The sequence below is a fragment of the Halovenus rubra genome, from assembly GCF_026586665.1.
Lineage (GTDB): Archaea > Halobacteriota > Halobacteria > Halobacteriales > Haloarculaceae > Halovenus > Halovenus rubra.
Genome location: NZ_JAODIY010000013.1, coordinates 181,211 through 206,130 on the forward strand (window position 1 = coordinate 181,211; position 24,920 = coordinate 206,130).

The 24,920-nt window shown below is 55.4% G+C and carries 22 protein-coding genes and 1 tRNA gene; 12 read left to right on the forward strand and 11 right to left on the reverse strand.

The features are described from left to right. Positions 1-47 precede the first annotated feature (47 nt). A complete protein-coding gene (locus N5098_RS13245; protein WP_267638354.1) occupies positions 48-623 on the reverse strand; it encodes a magnesium transporter in 576 nt (191 codons plus the stop codon). A 34-nt stretch (positions 624-657) separates the two neighbouring features. After that, positions 658-1,230, reverse strand: coding sequence for a magnesium transporter (locus N5098_RS13250; protein WP_267638355.1), 573 nt, complete (start codon positions 1,228-1,230; stop codon positions 658-660). Positions 1,231-1,339: 109 nt separating this feature from the next. Between N5098_RS13250 and N5098_RS13255 the strand changes: the two genes are divergently transcribed. Continuing rightward, complete coding sequence (locus N5098_RS13255; protein ID WP_267638356.1) at positions 1,340-1,510, forward strand: DUF4177 domain-containing protein; 171 nt, start codon at positions 1,340-1,342, stop codon at positions 1,508-1,510. Between the two features lie 13 nt (positions 1,511-1,523). On the opposite strand, the gene N5098_RS13260 is transcribed toward N5098_RS13255, so the two are convergent. The 3 genes from N5098_RS13260 to N5098_RS13270 all read right to left on the reverse strand — a co-directional run bounded on the left by N5098_RS13260 (position 1,524) and on the right by N5098_RS13270 (position 6,119). Continuing rightward, on the reverse strand, positions 1,524-1,799 hold the full coding sequence (locus N5098_RS13260) for a DUF7111 family protein (RefSeq protein WP_267638357.1): 276 nt from the start codon (positions 1,797-1,799) through the stop codon (positions 1,524-1,526). A 60-nt stretch (positions 1,800-1,859) separates the two neighbouring features. Further along, positions 1,860-4,349, reverse strand: coding sequence for a type II secretion system F family protein (locus tag N5098_RS13265; RefSeq protein WP_267638358.1), 2,490 nt, complete (start codon positions 4,347-4,349; stop codon positions 1,860-1,862). 114 nt (positions 4,350-4,463) lie between these two features. Next, complete coding sequence (locus N5098_RS13270; RefSeq protein ID WP_267638359.1) at positions 4,464-6,119, reverse strand: type II/IV secretion system ATPase subunit; 1,656 nt, start codon at positions 6,117-6,119, stop codon at positions 4,464-4,466. 381 nt (positions 6,120-6,500) lie between these two features. On the opposite strand from N5098_RS13270, the gene N5098_RS13275 reads away from it, so the two are divergent. The 9 genes from N5098_RS13275 (at position 6,501) to N5098_RS13310 (ending at position 14,548) form a co-directional block, all read left to right on the forward strand. Further along, positions 6,501-7,064: an NUDIX domain-containing protein gene (locus N5098_RS13275; protein WP_267638360.1), complete on the forward strand. Its 564-nt coding sequence runs from the start codon at positions 6,501-6,503 to the stop codon at positions 7,062-7,064. A gap of 76 nt (positions 7,065-7,140) precedes the next feature. Beyond that, the gene (locus tag N5098_RS13280; RefSeq protein ID WP_267638361.1) at positions 7,141-9,000 is read left to right on the forward strand and encodes a S9 family peptidase; all 1,860 of its coding nucleotides are present in this window, start codon (positions 7,141-7,143) and stop codon (positions 8,998-9,000) included. A gap of 127 nt (positions 9,001-9,127) precedes the next feature. Continuing rightward, entirely contained in the window at positions 9,128-9,862 is a 735-nt protein-coding gene (locus tag N5098_RS13285) for a class I SAM-dependent methyltransferase (RefSeq protein ID WP_267638362.1), read from the forward strand. 82 nt (positions 9,863-9,944) lie between these two features. Further along, positions 9,945-10,325: a Rid family detoxifying hydrolase gene (locus N5098_RS13290; protein ID WP_267638363.1), complete on the forward strand. Its 381-nt coding sequence runs from the start codon at positions 9,945-9,947 to the stop codon at positions 10,323-10,325. 19 nt (positions 10,326-10,344) lie between these two features. Then, entirely contained in the window at positions 10,345-10,551 is a 207-nt protein-coding gene (locus N5098_RS17810) for a DUF7981 family protein (RefSeq protein ID WP_465261605.1), read from the forward strand. A 27-nt stretch (positions 10,552-10,578) separates the two neighbouring features. Then, positions 10,579-10,660, forward strand: a tRNA-Ser gene (locus tag N5098_RS13295). A 104-nt stretch (positions 10,661-10,764) separates the two neighbouring features. After that, positions 10,765-11,589, forward strand: a complete 825-nt coding sequence (locus tag N5098_RS13300) for an HD domain-containing protein (protein WP_267638364.1) — start codon at positions 10,765-10,767, stop codon at positions 11,587-11,589. Positions 11,590-11,636: 47 nt separating this feature from the next. Beyond that, positions 11,637-12,095 (forward strand): MaoC family dehydratase, encoded by a 459-nt coding sequence (locus N5098_RS13305; RefSeq protein ID WP_267638365.1) that lies wholly within the window; start codon positions 11,637-11,639, stop codon positions 12,093-12,095. Positions 12,096-12,187: 92 nt separating this feature from the next. Next, positions 12,188-14,548, forward strand: coding sequence for a PKD domain-containing protein (locus N5098_RS13310; RefSeq protein WP_267638366.1), 2,361 nt, complete (start codon positions 12,188-12,190; stop codon positions 14,546-14,548). Positions 14,549-14,631: 83 nt separating this feature from the next. On the opposite strand, the gene N5098_RS13315 is transcribed toward N5098_RS13310, so the two are convergent. Continuing rightward, a complete protein-coding gene (locus tag N5098_RS13315) occupies positions 14,632-15,474 on the reverse strand; it encodes a class 1 fructose-bisphosphatase (protein ID WP_267638367.1) in 843 nt (280 codons plus the stop codon). A 21-nt stretch (positions 15,475-15,495) separates the two neighbouring features. After that, entirely contained in the window at positions 15,496-16,293 is a 798-nt protein-coding gene (locus N5098_RS13320; protein ID WP_267638368.1) for a class I fructose-bisphosphate aldolase, read from the reverse strand. Positions 16,294-16,525: 232 nt separating this feature from the next. Here N5098_RS13320 and N5098_RS13325 point away from each other — a divergent pair, with 232 nt between their 5' ends. Then, positions 16,526-18,700, forward strand: coding sequence for a hybrid sensor histidine kinase/response regulator (locus tag N5098_RS13325; RefSeq protein WP_267638369.1), 2,175 nt, complete (start codon positions 16,526-16,528; stop codon positions 18,698-18,700). Positions 18,701-18,802: 102 nt separating this feature from the next. On the opposite strand, the gene N5098_RS13330 is transcribed toward N5098_RS13325, so the two are convergent. The 3 genes from N5098_RS13330 to N5098_RS13340 form a co-directional block, all read right to left on the reverse strand. Further along, on the reverse strand, positions 18,803-19,768 hold the full coding sequence (locus N5098_RS13330; protein ID WP_267638370.1) for a transcription initiation factor IIB: 966 nt from the start codon (positions 19,766-19,768) through the stop codon (positions 18,803-18,805). 398 nt (positions 19,769-20,166) lie between these two features. After that, the gene (locus N5098_RS13335) at positions 20,167-20,724 is read right to left on the reverse strand and encodes an NUDIX hydrolase (protein ID WP_267638371.1); all 558 of its coding nucleotides are present in this window, start codon (positions 20,722-20,724) and stop codon (positions 20,167-20,169) included. 116 nt (positions 20,725-20,840) lie between these two features. Continuing rightward, positions 20,841-23,507 carry a heavy metal translocating P-type ATPase gene (locus N5098_RS13340; RefSeq protein WP_267638372.1) on the reverse strand — a complete coding sequence of 889 codons (2,667 nt, stop codon included), beginning with the start codon at positions 23,505-23,507 and terminating at the stop codon, positions 20,841-20,843. A gap of 139 nt (positions 23,508-23,646) precedes the next feature. On the opposite strand from N5098_RS13340, the gene N5098_RS13345 reads away from it, so the two are divergent. Further along, a complete protein-coding gene (locus tag N5098_RS13345) occupies positions 23,647-24,192 on the forward strand; it encodes a zinc-ribbon domain-containing protein (RefSeq protein WP_267638373.1) in 546 nt (181 codons plus the stop codon). Here N5098_RS13345 and rnhB read toward each other — a convergent pair. Beyond that, positions 24,189-24,824: a ribonuclease HII gene (gene rnhB / locus N5098_RS13350; protein WP_267638374.1), complete on the reverse strand. Its 636-nt coding sequence runs from the start codon at positions 24,822-24,824 to the stop codon at positions 24,189-24,191. The two genes, N5098_RS13345 and rnhB, sit on opposite strands and share 4 nt — an antisense overlap. Between the last annotated feature and the right edge of the window lie 96 nt (positions 24,825-24,920).

Consider the following 24,920-nt stretch of genomic DNA (forward strand, 5'->3'; position numbering starts at 1 on the left):
GATACAACGGCCGACGTGTGTCTTTGTACTGGCACCACGAGCCGTGGCTACCCAAGGACAAGACGAGACATCCCAAGAAAGATAACCATCCCGAAGACGTCGACCACGTTCGTCACAATAGGGATGGTCGTATCGTCGGGATCGATTCCAAATCGGTATGAGAGATAGGTCGTCACGAAACTGAAAACAATAGCGATGACCGCTAAGGACAATCCGCTTGCAAGCGAAATAAAAAGCAGTTGGCCAACGCCAACCTGCGACTCGACAAAGAGCCCAAGCACCGCCACACCCAAGGCAAGTGCGGTAAACAGCGTCGCTGCGAGGGCGAGTATCGCGAGAATATTTGCCCATAGCACACGGTCTCGCAGGTCGAGTGTCGTCGTTCCGAGATGAAACCGCGTGGTCAAGCGTGCACTGAGAATAGAGCCGAGGTTCCCCCCCATAGCAACCATTGTCGGAATCATCACCGACAAAATTGGATACTCAGAGAGAAACGACCGGGCGTCTTCCAACCGAATCCCCGCGAGAAGCACGATGACAATCAGGACAACGAGCAGTGGGAACATATGCTTAACAATCGTTTTCCAGCCCCACGAGCCGAGCGAACTAGGTTCCGTCTTCATTCAGGATGGCCCTCTGTTGTACAGCTACGGGTCTTCATCCAATCACCACGTCGACGAGCCAGACCGAGAAGAACAGAAAAATCATGCCGAAAATATCTCCAAGAGTCGTCACGATTGGGCCAACGAGGTTGTCGGGATTGTAGCCACGTTTGAAGCCAGCGAACAAGAGCCCAAGCAGGCCAAAAATCATCACGACCGAAGTCAACAGTCCCGAGACCAACATGATAAGGACAAATTCGATAAGCAGTGCGTGTTCCCAACCCATCACAAGAAGCGCAGCCCAAGTTACGACGCCGATAATCACAGAAACACCGATTCCGTTGACAAAGGAGGCAAGCGCGGCATTGATGAGACGGTCATCCCACTTGAACTGTGGGTCAATCAGCCCTTGATGAAGCCCGCTGGCGATACGGCCACCAAGAGCCCCGTAGACGTTCCCACGGGTCGCCAAGAAGACCGGCACCATGACCAGCAGTCCCGGGAAGCGCTCGACGCTTGCGACAAGTTCCTCCAACACGAGTCCCGAAAACAGTCCGCCGACAAGCGCAATCAACAGCACAGGAAGAGATTCACGATAGATGCGCCAGAACACCTCGCGTGTCTCCATATCTGGGTGTCGGATACTCTACGGTTAAGTCTACCGGGCACCGCTGTGACATCAAAAAAAAGCCGACATAAAGCCAGTGGCTTAACTGTCGAGACCCTTCCGTTCTAGTATGGCAGAACAAAAGTACGTCTATACCACCCACGCGACAGAAGCACGGAGTGGGAAAATCTCTAATATCGAATCAGTTATCAACGAACACGCGAGCGAGGGGTGGCGGCTCGCAGAAACACTCTCTCGCGAGGGAACGACTATTGGACTGGTCTTCGAGCGGGAGCTGTGACAGTGCCCTCCAGTTACATCCCCATATCGTCGGCTCCATCCGGAACAGGCAGGTCATGGACTGAGACACCAAGCAACTCAGCGGCGTGGTCCAGCGCCATGTCGAAACCGTAGTACCGTTCCAGTTCGTCGCCAGAGCCGTCCCGAACTTTGAGCATTGCGTACCCCTCTACGTTCTGTGCAACCGTTGCTTCTAGCCCACCAGCAGTAAACGTCAGCAGGCGCTCGGTCTCGGTTTCGTTATACGTGGCACGAACTCCGTCCGTACTCGCCGTCTCCTCTGTGGTCATCGTGTTGAAATAGGACTCAGGATACCCAAAGTTACCGGTTCCAAAGAGAGAGAGACGGTCTTACTCATCGGAGTTACCGATATACGTCACATCAACAGTGACACCGGGTGTCCCGCGGTCCGAGAGGCTTTGATACGGACTGTCGGACTGGGAGTTAGTACCGACAGACTGAAGCTGGAAGTCAAAGGCATTATTTCCGTTGGTGTCTCGATGAGCAACCAGAAGAACAGACCGGTCGCTGTTGATTGTTCCGTCTTGTAGGGGGACAAAGAAATTGCTGTGAGAGCCAGGCGGAATATACTCTGTATGCCCCAATAGTTCTGCTTGGTCGGAGTCAAGAGTATCCGCGGCATAGACCGCAATATATCCACCCTCAGAGAGAGAGGCCGACTCAACAAACACTGACTCACCATCACTCGTCGTGTCAAGCGCTGAGATGGAGGCGACGGGTGAGGACAACAGCACAAACGCAATGTAAGCGATTGTGAGCATGATAGCCGCGTGTTTGGCTCCGTCACGAAGCGACCCTGCTCCAAGCTGACCAGCGATGAAGCCAGCAGCGACAGCCTGAATCAGCGCAGCATGGAAAAATACCAGCGTGTATGCAGCCTTGTCAACATCACCAAAGCGAGCGAAGGCATCTGGACTCGCCCCGAGCCGCCCCAGTTCGTTGCTATCCGGGAGGGCAACACTGTCGGGGAGACTCGGAACTAGCACCTCGTTGACTGCACCGATAATAACCAAGAAGACAACAAACGAGACGTAGATGACGACGAGATAGGTAAACATCTGCTGGCGACGCTGTCGCCTAAGCTTGACCTCCGCGCGGGCCTGTTGGGCAGCTATTCGAAGCACCGGTCCCATCTCACCGCTGGCGCGCATCGCGTTCGTCAGCAACGTCACAACGCGGGTAATCGCGGTGGTCCGAACGCGGCGACCAAACCTGATAAGAGCGTCATCAATGTTCGCACCGTACTGTATGTCCCGCCAGATACGCTCGATTTCTGGCGAGAGAACGCCAAGGTCGCTTCCTCGAATCCGGTCGAACCCTTCGATAACGGACATCCCAGCCTCGTTGAGACTCGCGAGCCGTTCAAGCATTTCAGGAGTTGCGGCCTCAATGCGGTCGATACGGCGTTTGTACACCTCGCGGAAAAGAGCATACGAAATTAGTACGAACAGGACAGACTGAATGAGCAAGTCGTCAAGAGTACGGATAGCGATACTTTCTCCCCGAAGCGCAGTCGGAGCACGGATCAAAAGTGCAAGCAATGCAATAGGCACAGTGAGCCAGAGCAGTTTGGCTGGGTCCCAAAAGAAGACGCGAAGTGGGCTCTTGAGTATCGACTTGACTCTACTACTGTAGTCATACAGTACGAGCATCCGCCGGCTATCATGCTCATACTCGTCGACGAACCCACCATCGGCTCTGTGTGAGTCGGTCGCTGTGACTGGTGCACTCGGCGTTGCAGCTCGCATCTTGTCAAGCACTTCACCGCCGCTCCGTCTAGCGATACCAAGCTGGTCGAGCCGCTGCTGGAGGAACACTGCGAACCCAGCATTGGCTAGCGGTATTATCAGGTAAATAATTAGCTTGAGAATCCAGAGCGTATCTGTTGTTGTCAACCCAAAGACAAGCAGGATGGTGATAAGAAACAGAACACCAGCGACAAGTACTGTGACATATCCTTCGGCAATTGTCGCAAGCACATCCAACACTTCTTCCTGACGTTCCTCTGCGTCCTCGCGGAACCGCTCGTACTGTTCTTCCAGAAAGCCCGAGAGCTCCCGTCCGCTCTGGAGCACACTGGTAAGGTTTTCCGAATACGTTTTAAACTGCTCACTTGGCGTCCGGGTCGACATCCGGCGCATCGCAGATATCATGTCGGTCCCGAACAGCGTCATCTCACGGATTGCGACGCTAAATTCCCGTGCCGGCTCACCGTACACCGCCTGATTATCGGTCAGTACCTCTAGGATTTGAGGAAACTCCATTCCGCCCCGTGACAACGCAAACATGAACGCCGTCGCACGGGGAAGTCCTTCTTCGATACCTCGGCGGCGGACTTCCGCGTCGCTTGCAGGGAGTTGCCAGCGGAAAATGTATGCCAACGTCGCTGTCAGTATCCCGCTGACCGTGCCCCCACCGAGGTAGATGAGCCACCGTGTACTGTTCGAGAACTCGTGTTGCCAGTCCGAGGTAATGCCAAACGGCGCGGTAATCGTCCGGGGAAGGCCTGCAAGCATCTGAACGATGCTGTCGAGGACGACCAACACCCCGGCAAGCAGGTATGCGCCTGCGATGCTCCCAGCGATAAGTCCTAACAGCGCAAAGAAATAGCTCTTGGCTGCGTAGGTCCGGTAACTCGTCTCGATAAACGCCGAATAAATACGCTGCTCACGGTCGGTGCTCGCTGAAACCAAGCCGCCGAACAACACTCTTGCAAGACGGTCAGTCCACCGTTTGATTTTTTTGTTGACTTTCCCACCGATGTAGACACCCACGATGAGGACAACGAGAATCGGTGGAAGAAACCAGGCTGGGTTCATCAGGTACCCCCGGTGTTTTGCGGGCAGATAGACCCCACAGCGAAGACAACAACCATTACCAGCGCTGTGTTCTGTGGCAGGCGACGTATTTGTTGTCCCCTGCTACACATGCCCTCAGTCCTCCACATCGGTTTTGGCATCGATGCGTTCCATGACTTCCGCCGAGTCCGCGTAGTACTTGTTGACCATGGCGGTGAACCGGCGGTAGTCAGTCACATCGTTGTCTTGGAGGTACTGAAGGAAACGCTGACGGTTTCTGAGCTCGGTAAGTAGTTCGGATTCACTCCAGCCTCGTTCTTCTTGAATTTCGTCGAGCAGTTCCGAACCCTGTTCGCTGAACTCATCAGAGTGAGAATCCCATGAGTATGTATTTGAGTAGTCGAGTTCACCGGTTCGCTGGTCGATACCCTCAATCTCTGCGACAGTTGTGGCCCGCCGGACGCGTTCGCCGTCGGAACGACCGAGAACCTGAACCCACAGAATATCGAGCGACGTGACCATCGGGCGCGGAACGTTGATTGGCTCGTTTTCGAGCCGGTTGATGACTGTCTGGACGGAGTCGGCGTGCATCGTCGAAAATGTCGTGTGGCCTGTATTCATCGCCTGGAACAGCGTTATTGCCTCTTCACCACGAACCTCCCCAACGACGATATACTCGGGCCGATGGCGCAGTGCGGACCGCAACAGGTCGTACATAGAGATATCGGCGTCACCCATCCGTTCGCGGGTGACAGAAGAAAGCCAGTTCTCGTGATACAACGAGAGTTCTTTGGTATCCTCGATAGTGATAACCTTCGACCGCGGTGGGAGAAACATCGAGACAGCGTTCATCGATGTGGTCTTTCCAGCTGCTGTTCCGCCGGCAAAAATGATTGATTTGTTGCTCTCGATTGCTAACCACATGAACGCAAGTATCTCCGCGTCAGCAGTGCCGTAGTTAAGCAGGTCGATTGGCGTGAACGGCTCGTCAGCGTATTTCCGAATCGTAAACGCCGAACCCTTCGGCGTGACTTCTTCACCGAGTGCAAGTTCGATACGGGAGCCATCCGGAAGTGTGGTCGAGACAACTGGGTCAGAAACCGAGACGTGCCGCCCGGAGCGCTGGGCCAGTTGAATGACGAAGTTTGCTAGTTCCTGTGGGTCATACCGCACGCTCGTTTCAATATCGGTGTACTCGTCGTGATAGACAAACACAGGGAGGTCTGGCCCGTCGCATGAGATGTCCTCGATGTGTGGGTCGTGCATCAGAGGGTCAAGCTTGCCATAGCCCTGGAAAGACCGATAGAGGTAGTAAAACAGCCGGTAGAACATCTCGTCGGTGACCTGTATCCCATACTCTTCAATTCGGGATTCGAGTTCCTCGCGCAAGGCCTGTTCGGGGTCGTCCGCAACCGAGTCACGGTAGAGTAAGGGTCCACGGACATCCTCGAACAGCCGGTCGAGCAGGTCTTGCTCCAGTTCCGTGAGCGTTGGCTCGACGACATAATAGTAGTGTTTGGTGTCTTCAGGGTCGTAGTTGATGGAAATAAACGAGAACGGCACGTTCACCCAGTAGCGGTCGACCTCTTCGTAGCCTGAGAGGCCGTCGAAGGTGACCAGTGGGTCGTGGCGTGCAGGGTCGTAGTCCGTCAACGTCACTGTCGACCCCGTCAACATTCTGGCCGTCCTGGAGAGCCAGCCCCGAATTCCTGATAGCGATTCGCCCCCGTTTTGCACCCCGGGATGCTGATGCCCCGACTCGGTACGCCCGCCATCACTCTGTTCTGACATCGTTGTGTACTCAGTCTTGCCCGCTAGCTGATATTCTGTTGAGGACCCACACACTTAAATGGCACTCGGCTATCCGGTGCTTCTCAAAACAGGACCTACATGAACAGAATCGCTGCCCCTAACTGCCCCTATTGGCGACCGAGCCGACAACTGCTATAGTCTGACCGCGTCCAGGACACCCCAGTAATCAACAGGTTTATATACACAGGCTACCTAAGTGTAAGTAGGAAGTAAAGTAAACTTTTTTCACAAGTTTTAATGCGGAGTCTCAGCTACTGATTACTCCCGGCAGAGCAGCCCTGGGTGTAAGATACGGTTAGCTGAACCGATAGCAATCGAACACTGGATAGTACGGTATATCAAATAAATCACACATAAATCATGTCACGTAAATACCACTACGGCGGACAGGAAAGCGACATCGACACGCAACTTTCGCTCGCGGACCCCCAGGACGTACGTTCTCGCGAGAACGTCGTTTTCGCTACCGAGACACAGGAACATGAGACGTTCGACTACTGCGCTAGCGACATCGCTGGCAATACTGTACTCGAACTCAGAAACGATGATGACAAGCTCTTGTTGTTGATACACGATGGACACGGTATCGCGGTAGCCCCACACGGCGACGTAGAGGAGGGCGAGGATTGGGCGGCCGCGGCACGCCGAGAAATCGAGGCTGTAACAGGAATTTCGATTGCACTCGACAACATCGAGGCAGTCACAGAAGTAAACCACGTCGTCAGTGAGGACGGTAAACCGCACAGAACGACCGAGCGTATCATTTTCTCGGGCCACCCTGTCGATGGTGAGATCCAAGACTGCAAACAGAGTGCCCAAGCGGGCAGCGACGACTGGCGAGCAGCGTGGGTCGACGGCCTCCCCGAGGATATCGAGGTCCCGCCCGGTGGCCCCGGCAACGACCTTCAATTGATTCTCGACTGACGCGCGTATCTCTCCCTGACCTAACGGAACCCCCTGACGAAACAATTACGCGGAACACTGGACGACACACGACATAATGTCACAGACACACGACACAATTCAGGATGCGGACATCGAACCGGAAACGCTCGCGAGCCTGCCATCGTTTTACGCGCCGACAGTCTCGCCGGACGGAAACGAACTCGCCTTCTTCCACGACAGGAGCGGCCGAATTGAGCTGTACACACTCTCGCTCGACGACGGCGGGTGGACACAGTGGAGCGATGGGAACGTCCCACGGAGCCTTTCGGGCGGCATCGAGTGGGGACCGGGCGGCGAGTGCATCTACTTCCATCGTGACGAGGACGGCGACGAACAGAACGATATTCACGTTATCACGCGCGACGGCGAGGCAGAACCCGTCGTCGAGATGGACGGACAGTCGCACCTGATGGGCGTCGCCAGCGAGGGCACTGCGCTCGACCCTGACGGGACGTTCCTCGTCTACGTCTCGAACCACGCCGGGCAGATGAACCTCCATCGGTACGATCTCGCCGACGACAAATCGGTACAGTTGACCGAGCACGAGGAACCGGTGTATCATCGCTCTGGTGCGCTCTCTCCGGATGGTTCCCACATGGCCTACTCGACTAACGAGACAGACGACCCGGAGAATGTGGATGCCTATATCGTCGACACGGACGGTGGCGAGCCAGGGCGGCTTGATATCGGAGAAATCGGTGCCACAGCACGCGTCGAGGACTGGTTCCCAGACGGTGAGCGGTTGCTCGTGGGCGACGACACACCCGACCTCGAGCGTACTGGGGTCTACGACCTTCGGGACGACAGCGTCCGATGGCTCAGCGAAGGCGAGGGCGTTGAGCGACCGTTAGCCGTCTCACAGAACGGCGACCGCGCTCTGGCCGTCCGGACGCGCGAGGCTGGGACGGTGCCCGTCGTCTACGACGTGGAAACAGGAAAGAGTCGAGAACTCGACGTACCAACAGGGGTTGTAACCGGTGTCGGCGGCAAGTCGGGCGGCTTCGTCGGCGACGAGAGCCTGCTGTTGACGAACCAAACCGGCACCGAGCGCCAGAAACTGCTGCGGTACGAGCTCACAGAGGACGCCGTTTCGACGGTCATCGAACCGGAGTACGACGGAATCGACCCGTCACTGTTCGTCGACCCGGAGTTTGTCACCTACGAATCTGAAGATAACCTAGATATCGGTGCACTGCTGTACGAAACCCGCGAGGAGCCAGGACCGGCTGTCGTCTACGTCCACGGCGGTCCGGGAGCACAGACTCAGCGCGGATTCAACCTCTATCTGCAGTTCCTCGTCAGCGAGGGGTACACCGTCCTCGCGCCGAACTACCGCGGCTCGACGGGCCGCGGACGGGAGTTCCGCAATCACGTTCGCGAGGACTGGGGTGGGAAAGAGCAAATCGACGTCCGTCGTGGCGCGGAGTGGCTGGCCGAACGGGATTCGGTCGACCCAGACAGTATCGCCGTCGTCGGCGGGTCCTACGGCGGCTACTCGGCGTACTGTCAGATGACGATGCACCCCGAGCCGTGGGCCGCCGGCGTCGCCCGCGTTGGCATGACCGACCTCCTGCAACTCTACGAGGAGTCGATGCCTCAGTTCAAGTCGGGGCTGGAAGACATGCTCGGGGACCCGGAGGAAAACGAGGAGTTCTACCGCGAGCGCTCGGCTATCAACCACGTCGAGAACGTTCAGGACCCAATCTACAGCATCCACGGCGTCAACGACCCGCGCTGTCCCATCTCGCAGGCCCGACTGTTCCGTGATGCACTCGAAGAGCAAGGGCTGACCGAGGGCGAGGACGGCGACTTCGAGTACACTGAACTCGGCGAGGAAGGCCACGGCTCGACAGATATCGACCAGAAGATTCGGAGTTTCGAGTTGCTCGCCGATTTCCTCGACCGCAGGCTGTAGCCACCAAGTCACTGCAATCGAGGCGGCTACACAGCAACGGCGGGCACGTACGCAAGCTAAAAGCGAGACAGTCATCGAACCGAAAACCACGACAAAAGCACCCTTCGGACACGACAACCCAGAACCAATGACAGACAACACATCGACAGCAGAGAGTACCGGAACGACACACGAAGAGACAATCGACTGGGACAGCTTCTGGAACACAGCCGACGAAGATGACCGAAACGGCGCGACACCGAGTACCCATCACGCAATCGACCTGTTACATGAGTTCTTTGCCGAGAAGGGAGTGCCAGCATCCTTTGCAGATGTCGGCTGTGGCCCGGGTGAAGTCACGTTCGAGGTTGCCACAGCGTATCCCGAGACAACAGCCGTCGGTTTCGACGCTGCCGAGTCAGTTCTGACCGAGAACCAGACCCGGGCACGCGAGCAAGCGGTCGAAAATGTCGACTTCGAACACGGCGTTTTGCCCGCCTTCGAGCCAGATAGACAGTTCGAGACAGTGTTTTGTTTTGGAACGATGGCGTACGTCGAGGAGTCACAGCAGGCCCTTAAGCAACTGTATAACGCTGTCGAACCGGGCGGCTATCTCATCATGAGTTATATCAACCGTAACGGGCAACGACATTACCAACATGTTGTTGACGAGCCAGAAGAACGGATTGAACGAGACCCAGGGTTCGACCTAGAGCGGTTCCAAGAGCGGTTCAAACTGGTCATTGAAGGGAGAAGTACTCTGTCGTACCGCGCGATTCAGGATGCAGTCGGCACGTGGCCTCGAAGTTTCTGGGAGGTTACTGAGAAACCAGAAGAACCGTGGGCCTGGAATCACGTCCCGTTGGTCTGGATTCCGAAGTAGCGGCGTAGTGAGCCAAAGCGGGGCGACCCAGCCGTATCTGTGCTCCGGGTTTTTTATATACACTCCGTGAGGTGAGTCATGTATGCGGGAAATACTTCATACAGAAGACGCACCGGCAGCGGTAGGCGCATACAGTCAAGGTGTCGAGACGGACAGTCTGGTATTCACCGCCGGCCAGATTCCACTGACGCCCGAAGGAGACTTGTTGGATGGCGCAAGTATCGACATTCAGACTGAACAGGCATTGGAAAACGTCGAAGCTGTGCTTGCAGATGCAGGAGTCGAAATGAGTGATATTCTGAAAGTGTCGGTGTACCTCGATGATATCGATGACTTCGACCAGATGAACGAAATCTACGAGACGTTCTTCGATGAGGAGGCGCCGCCAGCACGGAGCGCAATCGCGGTCGACGAACTACCAAAGGGTGTGGGAGTCGAAATCGAAGCAATCGCGACGAAATAACGGGTTGCTTACAAGATAGATGGAGACTCACCTCAAAAACAGCATACTGTGGGGAGTTGTCGGCATGCTCTCCTTTCTCGTCTTGTTGCAGGGTTATCACCTGCTAGCGGGCGAGTTCGTCGGATTTGGTACCATGGTGGGTGTGGCAGTCCTTGTGTGTATCCTCACTGCTGTGTCTGCCCACCTGTTGTGGCCCAAACTTTCGGCACGGAACGAAAGGCCTTAATCACAGCCCCGTCCTAAGGTTCGATGGGCCAGGATGGCCGAACGGCAAGGCGCACGCCTGGAAAGCGTGTTCCCTTTCGGGATTCTGGGTTCAAATCCCAGTCCTGGCGTTCTGACGGCAACTGTGTGTGACTGAGTTGTTTCGTCCGGTTGTTCGCAGCAAAAAACACAGTTATCCGGACGCTTTTTCTCGAAGAGACACAACAATCGACTAATGAGAGATGAAGTGCGGACTACTGATAACGAACGTAGTGGCCGATACTATGACCCGGACGCAGAGCATGCGTTCCCGGACGAGCGAGTCAACGACGTACTGGACTACGTCACGGATGACGAGGAGATTGTAGCGTACCTCGAAGCCCAGAATGCAAACCCAGTCGACCGCCTTGGCTACAACGACCACGGAACGAAACACATCGAGATTGTGTGGAACCGGGCGCTGTGCCTGTACGACCTACTTAAAAGCGGCGGCGTCGAATTCAACGGTGCTACCCAGCAGGGCCTTGATGAGGCTGATGAGCCAGTCATTATCGCACTCGCAGCACTCTTGCACGATATCGGACACGTCGCTCACCGCGACGACCACGCCTACTACTCGATTCCGCTCGCATCAGACGTCTTGGACCGAATTCTACCGGAGTTCTATGGCATCGCTGAATCAGTCCGCGTGAAGGGCGAAGTCCTTCACGCAATCGTCTGTCACCACAGCACGGAAGACCCGCTGACGATGGAAGCAGGCGTCGTCCGCGTTTCGGATGCACTCGACATGGAGCGGGGGCGCTCCCGTGTCCCCTATGAGAGCGGTGGCCGGGGTATTAACACCGTCTCAAGCCAGGCTATCGAGCAAGTCGCGCTCGAAGCGGATGTCGACAAGCCAGTGCTCGTCGAAATCGAGATGACCAACGCTGCCGGCGTCTATCAGGTCGACCACCTCTTGAAAAGGAAAATCGAAAGCTCCGGACTCAAAGAACACCTGCGCATCGTCGCGGTCAACACCCACAGCGGCGACGATACCATCGTAGAACGCATCGAACTCTGAGGACAAACCTCGAAAACTAGTTGGGGCCGGGGGTGCATCTTACGCACATGTCAGGGCTCTCCTACGAGGAATTCGAAGTTGGCGAAACAATTGTCCACGACAAACGACGGACGATAAGCGAATCCGATAACCAACGGTTCTGTGACATGACGATGAACCAGCAGCCGCTGCATCTGGACGACGAGTTCGCGAGCGAGACACAGTTCGGTGAGCGTATTGTCAACGGAATCTACACACTGGCACTGGCCGTTGGAATGACCATTCCGGATACGACTGATGGCACCGTCGTCGCAAACCTCGGCTACGACAATATCGAACACCCTGAGCCGGTCTATCACGGCGACACGGTCCGTGCAGAGACAACAGTACGGGACAAACGAGAAACCAGCGACGGCAAACGCGGAATCGTCACAATGGAAGTCGAAGTGTTCAACCAAGATGACGATGTGGTCTGCTCGTTCGAGCGTACTGTCCTCTCAATCAAACGCGAATTCGTTGACGAATAATCGGTCCGTCTATCCCAGCACAGCCACTCCAATTTTCATCGTTGGGAATAGCGAAATCGATTTTATACGCCCCCATCGCGTATCCCCGCCAGATGAGCAGCGGACACTGGGCCGGCGTAGTTGAAACACGGCGTGAGAGGGCGGTGTTTCTGACTGTCGTGGTCGTCTGTGTTGTCGGCGCTCTCGCAGTGGCTGCGTCCGGAACAGTTGCGGGTGAAAACACGGCTCTACAGGCAGAGAATAACGACAGTTCGCCGCCAAGCCTCCATAGCGCCGAGAAGGTTAACACAACAGCAGTGAACATTACGCTCGTCGACGACACTGGCATTCAGCGTAACTCGATAGCTGCAGGCGACTTTCTGTTGACTGCCGGGAAGATATCACATGTGCGTGCCAAGACTGTCGGGTCAAACGCGACGGTTACAGTCGTACTGAAAGAGCCAATACAGGCTGACAAACTGACAGTAGGCCTCAGTTCCGCGAGCAATATTACAGATATAAACGGGACACAGATTGCAGTGGACGAAGGCGAGTCAGTAACAGTGACAGGCATGGATGGTGTGCCCCCGGATGTCCTCGGAACAGATGTGACCGATGCTCTCGGTGGCCCTGCAAAAATCGAATTTCGCTTCGATGAGCAACTCGAAACACTCGATGTCGAAATTTCCGGTCCAGAGAACGTCACACTGGACCTCGACGATTTCGAGAATCCCCGCGCAAACCAATACGTAATGGAGTACGAGCCACCCGAATCAGGGAAATACGCCGTTTCACTGGAACAAGCAACCGACACGGCCGGAAATAATGCGACTTTCTCTATAGTACGAAATATCGAGGCAGACCGCTCGGGTCCGAACGCGGTCATTGGCCTTGATTTCGGAGCCTCTGCTGGGGTTAACGTAACACTCGATGGGAGTCAGTCATCGGGAGAGCGACTTACCTATCGCTGGGACTTTGGCGACGGGACAACTGACAGCGGCGAGCGTGTTGTCCACGAATTTACCCCCAAACAACACACGGTAACGCTGACTGTCGAAGATGAGTTTGGTAACACGGATGTCGACCAGCTTGAGCTTAACCTCACAGACGGCCTCGACAGCGGCGAATCGGTGGTACCGGAAAACGAAACGACGGGGCCGGTAGTTATCATCGACCGGGACAATGCTGGGGGGTCACAGAGTAGTCTCGTCAGTGTCACAGGAACGCTCGCTGACGAGCGACTCAATATTGGAACAGTCAATCACAGCAAACCGCCCCTTCTCAAGCGGGACGCTATCACGCTGGACAGACTCTCGATACTGCCAACAGTAAGCACTAGCTTCTCGGTTGCACTCTCTGCGGTCGGCGCCGGAGCAGTCCTCGATGGAGCCGCCGATAACGAGACTGCAGTTGGCGGGTTTACTCTCTTGAGTGACCTCAGACCAGCAGAGATAGCCGGTGTCGAGTTTACCTTTAGTATCGACAGCGAGCGACTGGAGACGTTAGATATCTCTCCCGAAGATATCGAACTTCGTCGAAACGTGGATGGGGAGTGGACGCACCTAGACACCACAACAGTAAACGAGACCGACAGCCAGTATCAGTTCAACGCGACGACACCAGGCTTCTCACGGTTTGGGATTGTCGCAACAACTCCCACGACAGACGAGACGGACAGAGAGAACGGGACAGGAACAGACAACGGAACGGACACCGGCTCGACGACGATTCAGGTGACTGATGCAAGAGTCGAGACACCCGAAATTGAGGCGGGCGACACCGCTCGAGTGACCGCTACTGTCGAGAACAGCGGAGAACAGACTGGAAGATTTAGGGCGGGCCTCGAATTGAACGGGTCAGTGTCTAACACAACAGCCGTCGACGTTGCTGCTGGTGACACAGAGACAGTGACGTTTTCGCCACGTCTCAACGAGAGTGGGTCGGTTGCAGTTGCTGTCAACGGGACCACAGCAGGTACCGTGACTGTCCAAGCCACCACTGGAAACGAAAGTGGAGGCGAAGATGAATTCGAGGTCAGCGAGGAGTTGTTCAGTGTCATCGATGTCTCGCTTAACGAGAGCAGTATCGCACCCGGAGATACTGTCCTTGTCGATGGGTCCGTTCGGAACGATGGCGAGGAGTCGGCGAATTTCATCGCGGAGTTAGCAGTTGACGGTGAAGTTGTCGATACGTCCGAGGTTCCACAGGTGCCCGGTGGGGCGGCCATTCCCGTAACATTCACGCGGCAGTTCAACGAGACGGGAACCTACAACATCAGTATCAGCGGGAACCAGAGCCAATCACAACTCGAAGTCGGACAAAGCGGCGGCCCTCTCAGCTTTCTCCCACTCGGGTTCTTACCACTTGGTATCCTACCGCTTGGCCTTTTGCAGACTGTTGTAACGTTCGTCGGCATTCCGCTGGTGACTGTCTATCTGCTTTTGAAATCGGTTGCATTCTATCTCGGCTACTGATGTCGTAATGCTGTTACCTGCATCGCGAGGCTAAAAGCAGCACTGAACAGGCAAGCATGTCACAAGCCGAAACGAACTGGGAGTTACAGCTTCGATTCGAGCCCAGCAATCAGCGACTCGTTGCCGACGAATACTGGCGTGCGGCTGTGGAGACCATCTGGGGTTTTGTCGAGTAGCGACTCTGTCCCATCAGAAGACGCGCCGCCAGCGGTCTCGATAATGTATGCCATCGGCTGCCCTTCGAACTGGAGGCGGAGTTTTCCGTTGGGTCTGTCGGCAAGCATCGGGTAGCCAAAGAGACCGCCATAGGTGACGACCTGATTTACGTCGGCCACCATCGCCCCACCATACCGGAGCTTCAGGCGCTCGTCCTCGATATCGTCGACGTACGCCCCAAACTCAGTTGGCCAGTCCGGAACCCTGCCGCCGAATCCATAGACAACCGGGTCATCTGGAAGCTGTACATCTTCGCTCAGGACCTCGCGCTCACCGTCTTCGATTAGATACTCAGTGACACTCTCGTCAACAGCAGTGACCATCGTCGTAATTGGGCCATAGAGGACGTAGCCCGCTGCAACCAGTGCGTCACCGGGTGCCGGGAGCGGTTCGTCATAGATACCGACAATTGTCCCCATGCTGTTGTTCGATTTGAGATTCGATGAGCCATCGAGTGGATCACAAGCGACGTGATATGCACCCGTGTCAGTGCTAACGCTCTCACGTTCCTCGCTCGCATAGGACCCGACCTCGGCGAGTGCGAGTAACTCGTCTTCGAGTTGCTCGTCTGCGTACACGTCAGCTGCGAGTTGTTGTTCACCGCTCGGGTTCTCAGCTGCCTCATAAGAGCGACGGGAGCTAAGGACCGTACGTACGTCTCCCGCGGTCGCTGCAACAGTATCGAAGACCGCCTCGATTGTATCAGTCATACTCTGGACAGAACCGTTAGACTACTTGTCAGCAGCAGCGAGTGCCGTGTCGACGGACGATTCCTCGAAGATAACCTCTTCAAGCGCGTCAAGAATGTATTCGGGGTTCTCGCGCTGGAAGATGTTCCGACCGACCGCCAGCCCCGCACCGCCTGCGTCGATAACGGCTTTGACGCTTTCGAGGAACTCGCGGTCACTCCGTTTGGAGCCACCGGACATGATGACTTTGGTCGGCCCAGCCATCTCGATAACGTGTTCCATCGCTTCCTTGCTACCGGGGTATTTGACCTTCGCCACGTCGGCCCCGAGTTCCATCGCTTGACGTGCCGCATACGCGATGGTATCGGTTTTGGTGTCGTTTTTGACGCCTTGTCCACGCGGGTAGGCCCACACCACAACCGGCATATCATGCTGACGGGCAGTTTCCTGAATGTCGCGGAACTCTTCGGCCATCTCGACTTCGTGGTTCGAGCCGCCATAGAGCGTAAAGCCAACCGAGTCGGCACCGACATCCTCAGCGTAATCGACCGACCAGTTGACTGCGGAGTCGTACTCGCCCATCCAGAGATTCGACGTGCCATTGACCTTCGCCAGCAGGTCGACTTCCTCCTTGTAGGATGGGTAGTACGCTTCGGCGACGCCTTTCTGTACAGCGAGGCTCGTTACAGCCGGGTGTGTCGCCACCTCAAAGACGCGTTCAGGGTCTGCGCTTTCGGGTACGTCCTCAAAGTCGACCGGTCCGTGTTCGAGGCCATGGTCGTACGCCAGGATGAGCATCTTTCCGTCCCGCGAAAGTGGTGAGTCGTCGATGGGTCGCATAGCTACTGTGAGATGCACGCAGTACAAATAAAGGTCTTTTGACCCTCACTGACCAGCGACAGAAATGAGAACTGCCAATTGATAACGAACCAGTTGTCCCCACACTAGCAGAAACACGACCAGTACACCGATTGTGTGTGTGTATTTGTAACGTTCTGATACTATTAGAACCACAGCCAATTCAACGGAGAGACAAGTAAGCACTTTATCGTACAGTCATAATATCAAAGATATGAATCAGAGTATTAAGATACTATATGTTGACGACGAGTCTGAATTTGCAGATTTGAGTTCGACATTTCTTGAACACGAGAGCCAGCAGTTTACAATCGAGACGGCGACAAGTGCTCAGGAGGGACTGACACTGCTATCAGACGAGATAGAGTGTATAATCTCTGACTATGAAATTCCCGGAAAAGATGGACTCACATTCCTTAATGAGGTCCGAGACACGTATTCTGATTTGCCATTTATTCTCTTTACCCGAAAAGGAAGCGAAGAAGTTGCCAGCGAAGCGATTTCAGCGGGCGTAACCGATTACCTCCGCAAACAGAACGGCTCAGAGCAGTACGAGCTGCTAGCCAAGCGAGTCGAGACAGCTGTAGACCAGTATCGTGCCGAGCGAAAAGTAGATCGGCACGATTATCTCTTTTCGAAAGCGCATGAACTTGCCGATGTTGGTGTCTGGGAATGGGACCGACAGACCGAAGACGGGTATTACAGCGACCAAGTGTATGAGATATACGGTGCCGATCCCAGCCGCGAGTGTACGCCAAAGGAAGATATTACGGAGTTCTATCATCCTGACGACCGCGAAAGAATGCGGACTGCATTCAGAGACGCTATCGAAGCCGGCGAGCATTACGATATCGAGGCCAGAATTATCGCCGCCGACGGAACCAGAAAGTGGATTCGGACGCTTGGTGACCCCGTGTTCGAGGACGGCAGTTGTCAACGAGTCCGGGGAACAATACGGGAGATTACAGAGCGCAAGGAACGCGAGCGCGAACTCGAACAACAACGGAAGCGACTAACAGTCGCACTTGAAGGCTCGAACGCCGGGGTCTGGGAGTGGGATCCAGAAACGGACGACGTGGTCTGGCACGAATCGACAGAGCGACTGTTCGGTCTCGAAGTAGGGACGTTCGAAGGAACGTACGAGGCGTTCGCTGAGCGAGTGCATCCTGAAGATATCGGAATACTCGAGGGTGAAATCGAAGCGGCCCTGCCTACACACGATCCATTCGAGGCAGAGTACCGTATCCAGTCAGTCGATAACGGTGACATCTGGATATATGCGCGTGCCGAGTTCGTCGACATTGAGGGGTTATCGCCCCGCTATGTTGGTGTCATTAGCGATATCACGGAGCGAAAGCAACGCGAGCACGAACTCGAACGGGCAAAAGAGCGTTATCGGACACTACTCGATGCAGCGCCGGATGCCATTTTCGTCGCGGATGCCGAATCGGGCGAGATTCAGCAGACAAACCAGGCCGCCTCGGAGTTGCTTGACCGGCCCCGCGAGGAAATTATCGGAATGCACCAGACAGACCTTCACCCTCCAGAACGAGCCGAAGAATACGCCGAAATTTTCAGAGACCACGTAACCTCGGGTGTTGGCCGTGCAGAGCGGCTCGGCGAAGGAACGGATATCTACGTCAAGGACGCAAACGGTGCCGAAATACCGGTCGAAATCAGCGCACGGACTGTCGAGATTGAGGGGACACATTTTATCCAAGGCTACTTCCGGGACATTACCGACCGCAAGGAACGCGAGAAAGAGCTCCAACGACAGAATGAGCGCCTTGATGAGTTCGTCTCGGTCGTCAGCCATGACCTGCGCAACCCGCTCAGCGTGCTCTCGCTTTGGCTGGATATGATCGAAACAGAAGACCAGGACGAAATCGAACGATGCCGACGAGCAGTCACACGGATGGACCAGTTGATTGACGACCTCCTCGCGCTCGCACACCACGGCGAAACTGACTCCGATTCCGAACCTGTGTCTCTTTCCGAACTACCAAGCGAGTGTTGGGAAATCACACCAACAGGGGAGGCAGAACTCCGTGTAGAGACGGACGCCAGCGTGATAGCCAAACGAACGCGGCTCAAACAACTGTTCGAGAATCTCTTTACCAATGCAGTCACCCATGGTGGGGAGGATGTCACTATTACCGTGGGCCACATCGATGACGGGTTTTATGTTGAAGATGATGGAGTCGGAATCCCTGAAGATGAGCGCGAACAAAGCCTTGAAGCCGGCTATTCAACCGGCGACTCGGGAACTGGTCTTGGGTTAAATATTGTCAAGCAAATCGTTCTGGCCGAAGACTGGGAAATCCACGTGATAGAAAGTGATGAAGGTGGTGCTCGTTTCGAAATTACTGGCGTCGACATACTGGAGTAAGTCGCTATCGGGCAACAGACGATAGCTAATCTGGACTAAAATAGTGCTAGAAACGTGTTTTTCGAGCAGTGCTATCGAGTTGACTGTAAGAAACGGCGGACTCTAAGCCAGCGCGATTCCCTGCTCGGCTTCGAGCAGTTCGTGATATCGGTTCCGGATAGTGACTTCAGAAATATCAGCCACTTCGCTGACGGCAGCCTGTGTGGTCTTCTCGTTGGTCAGCAGTGCCGCTGCGTAGACGGCTGCTGCAGCGAGGCCGACCGGCGACTTACCGGAGTGAACGCCCTTCTCTTTGGCGTTCTGGAGCAGTTCGCGGGCACGACGCTCTGCCTCTTCGGAGAGGCCAAGCGAGGAGACGAACCGAGGGACGTAGCTTTCGGGGTCAGCCGGCTGGACTTCGAGACCAAGTTCACGGACGACGTAGCGATACGTACGGGCAATCTCGCTTTTCTCGACGCGTGACACGTCGGTAATCTCATCGAGCGAGCGGGGAACACCTGCCTGTCGTGCGGCAGCGTACACCGATGCTGTCGAGACACCTTCGATAGAGCGACCCGGCAGGAGATTCTCGTCAAGTGCGCGGCGATAGATGACGCTTGCTGTCTCGCGGACGTTCTCGGGAAGACCAAGTGCGGACGCCATCCGATCAATCTCACCGAGTGCCTGCTTAAGATTACGCTCTTTGGAGTCGCGGGTGCGGAACCGCTCGTTCCATTTGCGCAGTCGCTGCATCTTCTTTCGCTGTTTCGCGCCGAGGGCGTTGCCGTAGGCGTCTTTGTCACGCCAGTCAATGTTCGTCGACAGCCCCTTGTCGTGCATCATGTTCGTCGTTGGTGCCCCGACGCGTGATTTCTCGTCTTTTTCCTGAGAGTCAAATGCTCGCCATTCAGGCCCGCGGTCGACCGAGCCTTCTTCGACGACGAGGCCACAGTCTTGACACACTGTCTCGCCGTGTTCGTCGTCCTGTACGAGCTTGCCGCTACACTCTGGACAGGATACTGTACTGCTCGATCGTTCCTCCGTCTCTTCGGACTCTTGCGTTCGCGTCCGTGTGTTTGAATTGCTCATAGGTAGTAGGGGTGGAACTACGGGCAGGATGAAACCTCCTGAAAAGTCCCGTTGATTCGGTAATATAAGTATCGGCGAAAAGTACTTAAATGTTTTGCATTCACCCTTCGAAAGTGGCGTGTTACACCACTGGGACACGGTTATTGTAGATGGTGGTGAATCGTATTAAGTGTGTTAAGTGATGACATAGTATACGGAACTGTCGAGTAATCTTGTGATTCAACTCTGTGTCGTATACGGTTCCCGGTAGATAGCCAATAACGACCCTGTCGTTGTATGCCTGAACCTAGTTTGTATACTGTATCTCTCCTCGTTATCCAGACAACCCGTACGGGAGGCCCACCTCAGAAGACCCGACAACACGAAAGCCCGTTAGCGGCCGAAAGTTGCTCTCTCAGTCACGAGTCTTGCTCTCGCCAGAGTGACAGTTGTTCGCGGTCACGAGTGTCGGCAGGCAACTCGTCGAACCACCGTGCCTCGGTAATCTCACCGTCCGGGTCCTGAACGGTCGGCTCAACTGGCGCTGTGTGTGCCTCGTACAGCGGGAGCACACCCCATGTTGTGTGGTCGTCGCACTCGAATGTGACTTTTCCCAACATACCGAGCCCGTCATACTCTGCTTTGATACCGGCTTCTTCCTGCAGTTCACGGACTGCAGCCTCGTAGAATGTCTCGTCTGTATCTGTCTCTCCGCCGGGGAGTACCCAGAGGTCAATCGCATCATGTCGTACCAACAGGAGCGCTCCGTTCGGCCGCTGTGTGAGCGTATGAGCTCCGTACGGCGCACCGTTATCTTCGATACGAGTGGCAACGGTTCTAAATCGGCGTCTGGAGACCTGTTTGGTCGTATTAAACTCGAGATAATCGTCGTCTCCCTGAGCAAGCCGATGGTACGTTTGTTCGGCCTGCTGTGTCGCTTCGTCGGCAAGGTACCACAGGTCGTCGACGGTGGTCATCTGCCTCGGGAAAGCCTGTCAGTACAGTACGGAACCGATACCTGCAAAATCGTGTGTCTTACTCTCATGCCTGCTCGTTTGGTTCTGTCATCAATAAGCCGTTCGGCCTGTTTCTCTCAACGCAAGAGACGAGCAACAGGTCGGAACGGGAGGAAGACATACCGTCGGTGTGGGTTATAGTTGATAAACGCAAGACTGTTTGACATAACAGAGACGCTTGAAGCCGCCATCGCTAGCCCGGCCAGTGCAGGGTTCAACAGTCCAAGAGAGGCAATCGGGACTAACGTCATGTTATAGATAAATGCCCAGAAGAGGTTCTGATAGACTTTTTCGATAGTTGCATCTGCCACGTTGAGTACCTTGAGAACATCTGCCGGGTCGTCCCGCATCAGCGTCACGTCTGCACTCTCGATTGCCACGTCAGTTCCACTGCCAATAGCGATGCCGACATGTGCGCTCATCAGTGCCGGGGCGTCGTTAACACCATCACCAACCATCATCGCCCGGGTTCCATCAGCCTGAATCGCTTCGATTGCATCTGCTTTGTCGTCGGGAAGCACACCCGCACGAACATTCTCTGGGTCGATACCAAGGTCTCCCGCGACAGCACGGGCAGTTCTCTCAGTATCACCAGTAAGCAACAGCGTATCCACCCCTCGGTCCTGAAGCGACTTAATCGTCGTTTTCGCGCTCTCGCGAACCTTGTCGGCGGTTGCGAGCACTCCCGCCAGTTCACCGTCTATTGCGACGAGCATCGCGGTTTTTCCCTCGCGTTCGAGGCGTTCCATCACCTCGGTAGCAGGGTCTGGAGCAACGTCTGCGTCTGCCAGTAGTTTCCGGTTGCCTACGAGAACTGCGCTCCCATCAACGGTCGCACGGATACCGTGGCCGGGGACATTCTCGAACGTCTCCGGTGTAGAGAGTTCGACACCACGGTTACGGGCCCCATCAACAATTGCCTGTGCCAACGGATGCTCACTGCCGCGCTCTGCACTCGCGGCGGCACCGAGCAATGCCTGGTCATCGAACTCAGCGTCAAGTGTCGGCCCACGGTCGGTCACAGCAGAATCGGTGTCGTCAGCGTTGCCAGGGGTAACCCCACCGTCGGCGCGTGGCTGGTCAAACCCTGTTGGTGTGACAACATCTGTTAGCTCCATCTCGCCGTGAGTAAGTGTCCCTGTCTTGTCGAAGACGACTGCGTCGATGCCACGAGATTGTTCAAGCACGTCCGACCCCTTGAATAAGACGCCGTTCCGGGCGCTAATCGTTGAGCCGACCATCGTCGCGGCCGGCGTTGCCAGTCCCAGCGCACAGGGACAGGCAACGAGCAATGCGCTGGCGAGGACCACCATCGAGAACTCTGTCAATGGAACGCTAACCGCGGTCCCTGGGACTGCAACCTCCGGACCGCCACCAACGGGTTCTAGCGCTGGGATCCACGACCCAACGGTCGAGGACAGGTCGTACATGGTTTCAGGGAACAGAAACCAGACGATTGCCCAGATGACTGCGTTGATGATGATTGCCGGAACAAAATACGCTGCTACCGTGTCGACGAGACGCTGAACATCGGGTTGCGTGGCCTGTGCTTCTTTGACTCGTTCGACAATCTGTTGGATTGCAGTGTCTGAGCCGACTTTCGTCGCTTCAACCTGCAGGATACCGTTTTCGTTGATTGTCGAACCGATAACCTCGTCACCGTCGCTCTTTTCGACCGGTACGGACTCGCCGGTAACCATCGACTCGTCGACTGCACTTTGCCCGTCGACAACGCTGCCATCGGTCGGAATCTTCTCGCCGGGTCGGACTTTCATCACGTCACCGACAGCGACTTCTTTCAACGGAATCGTCGTCTCTTTGCCGTCTTTGATGACAGTCGCTTCCTCAGCTTCCATTTCGAGCAGTTCGCGTAGTGCATCGCCTGCACGGGCTTTCGACCGGACTTCGAGCCAGTTGCCAACCGTAATAAACCACAAAATAAACGCGACAGCCTCGAAGTAGAGACCACCGTTAACAAGATTGAACAGGACAGTCGTACTGTAGAGATATCCCGTCAGAGTGCCGACCGCAACAAGCGTGTCCATGTTTGCCTGTCTGTTGTTGACGAGCGCCCGGTAGGCTCCTTCAATGAACTCCCTGCCAAGTGTTGCCATCAACGCCGTTGCCAGAACAAACTCAATCCATTCAAACGAGAGCCCAAAGAGTGACTCGGGAACGAATGTGGGGACACCAGGGGCCATTTCCACCATCACGAGCATGAACGGAACCGTCACAACGGCACCGCCAACAACCAGCCGGCGTTGCCTTCCCAGTTCTCGCTCGACAGCGCGTTCGCGCTGTTCGGTCATATCTTCATCGTCGTTCTCTTCGACGGGGTCGTACCCCGCGTCCTCGATTGCTTTGTAAAGGTCATCAAACGACGTGTCTTGTGGGTTGTAACTGACGAGTGCCTCGTCACTGGCGAAGTTGGCGTCAGCGTCAATTACCCCCGGAGCTTCGGTAAGCGCATCCTCAACGGTACCCGAGCAGGTTGCACATGACATGCCAAGCACCGTAATCGTCTGTTGTGCCTGTTCCGGTGTGTACCCCGATTCCGTGACTGACTCGTAAATACTCTTAAGCGAGACGCTGTCGGGGTCGTATTCGACATGGCCCTCATCGGCCGCAAAATTCGCACTTACGTTTATCACACCGTCGAGGCTCCCAACAGCCTCCTCGATGTTCCCCGAACACGTCGTACACGACATGCCGGATATCTCCAGTGTCGTTTTTCGTGTCTCCATTGGCTTAGTTAGGTATACGTGCTAAATAGTTATCTCCTTTTCTCCTCACTTTCAAAAGCAAAATCGAGACAAGACTTTGGAAAGAAAAGTTCAATAACCTAACAGTGGATTTTAGTTCCGGTCAATCGATAGAGTAGATATGAAACAGTGCCCGGACTGTGGGACGGAGGTTCCGGCGGACGGGAATTTCTGTCCGGAATGTGGAACTGCTGTATCCGATGAGCACAGAGAGGCGACAACTGTCCACTCATCCGGGAACAATCATACACACGAAGACAGCGAGGAGTGGAAGTATCCAGTTGACGAGCCAACGCAAACTGGGCCGCGTCCAGCAGACCACAAACTGTTACTCGGTGCCGTCATCGCACTGTCAGTCATCGGCCTATTCGAAGGGGGTGCACAGATCTTATTTGCTGATACTCTCGCCGAAATGGCTCAAGAAGATTTTGGAATCGGTGAGCAAATTAGTTCTGAGACGTTGGTGATGGCTGGTTCGTTCAGTGTCGGTATCTCGGTGGCAGTAACTGGAGTGACTGCCTACTTCTATCATGGAGGAACTCTCAAAAAGCGGTATTTCTGGGTACTCGTTGCGGCGGGAGTCGTCGGGTTCTTGTTAGCACAGAGCCTCTTTCTCATGTTACTTACTGCCTTCGGGATATACGGGCTCATTTCCGTTATCGATTAGAAATCAGTGAGGGCGGCCTGGTCTATTTCACCGAGAATATCACGGCTTGTCTGCCAAGATTTTCGTGCACAGGCCGGGAGCTGTCCCCGCTCTTTGACGAACTCCCGCAAGAACGTCCTCGTTGTGTCGTCGCCGGGGTACCCGCTGCCGACGGAGCCAAACTCGGCTTTGAGCGATGAAACGTGGTCTTCTCTGGCTGATTTGGCGATAATACTTGCCGCTCCGACGATTGGATACTCCTCGTCTGCACCGTGTTCAGCCCGGATATCGATAGTCGGGTTGACGCGGCTTCCAACCCGGCGTTCAAACCGAACAGCGTTGGTATCGCCGGCATCGAGATAACAGTCACAGTCACCGTCTGCGACGCCATCAAGCGCTTTCGCGTGTCCAGCGACAGTTAGCCCGTTCATGTCAGTGTCGGAGTCGTCAATGCGGTCAACCGGAATCTCGGCGACTGAGATAGCGTCGGCCTGTTTGCGGAGCTGTTCGGCTAGTTCCTCGCGCCGAGTCGGCGGAAGCCGCTTGGAGTCGTCGACGTCTGCCGGGATGTTCTCTGGGTCCGCTCGCACGGCCGCGACGAACATCGAGCCGAGCACCGGTCCCTTGCCTGCCTCGTCGACGCCAATCTGCATACACTACTTTGGGGACTTACCCGATAATAAACCTTGCCTGAATATCTGACAGCCGTCAGACGGTTGGCAGTCCGAACAGCCTGGAACGGTCCGGGG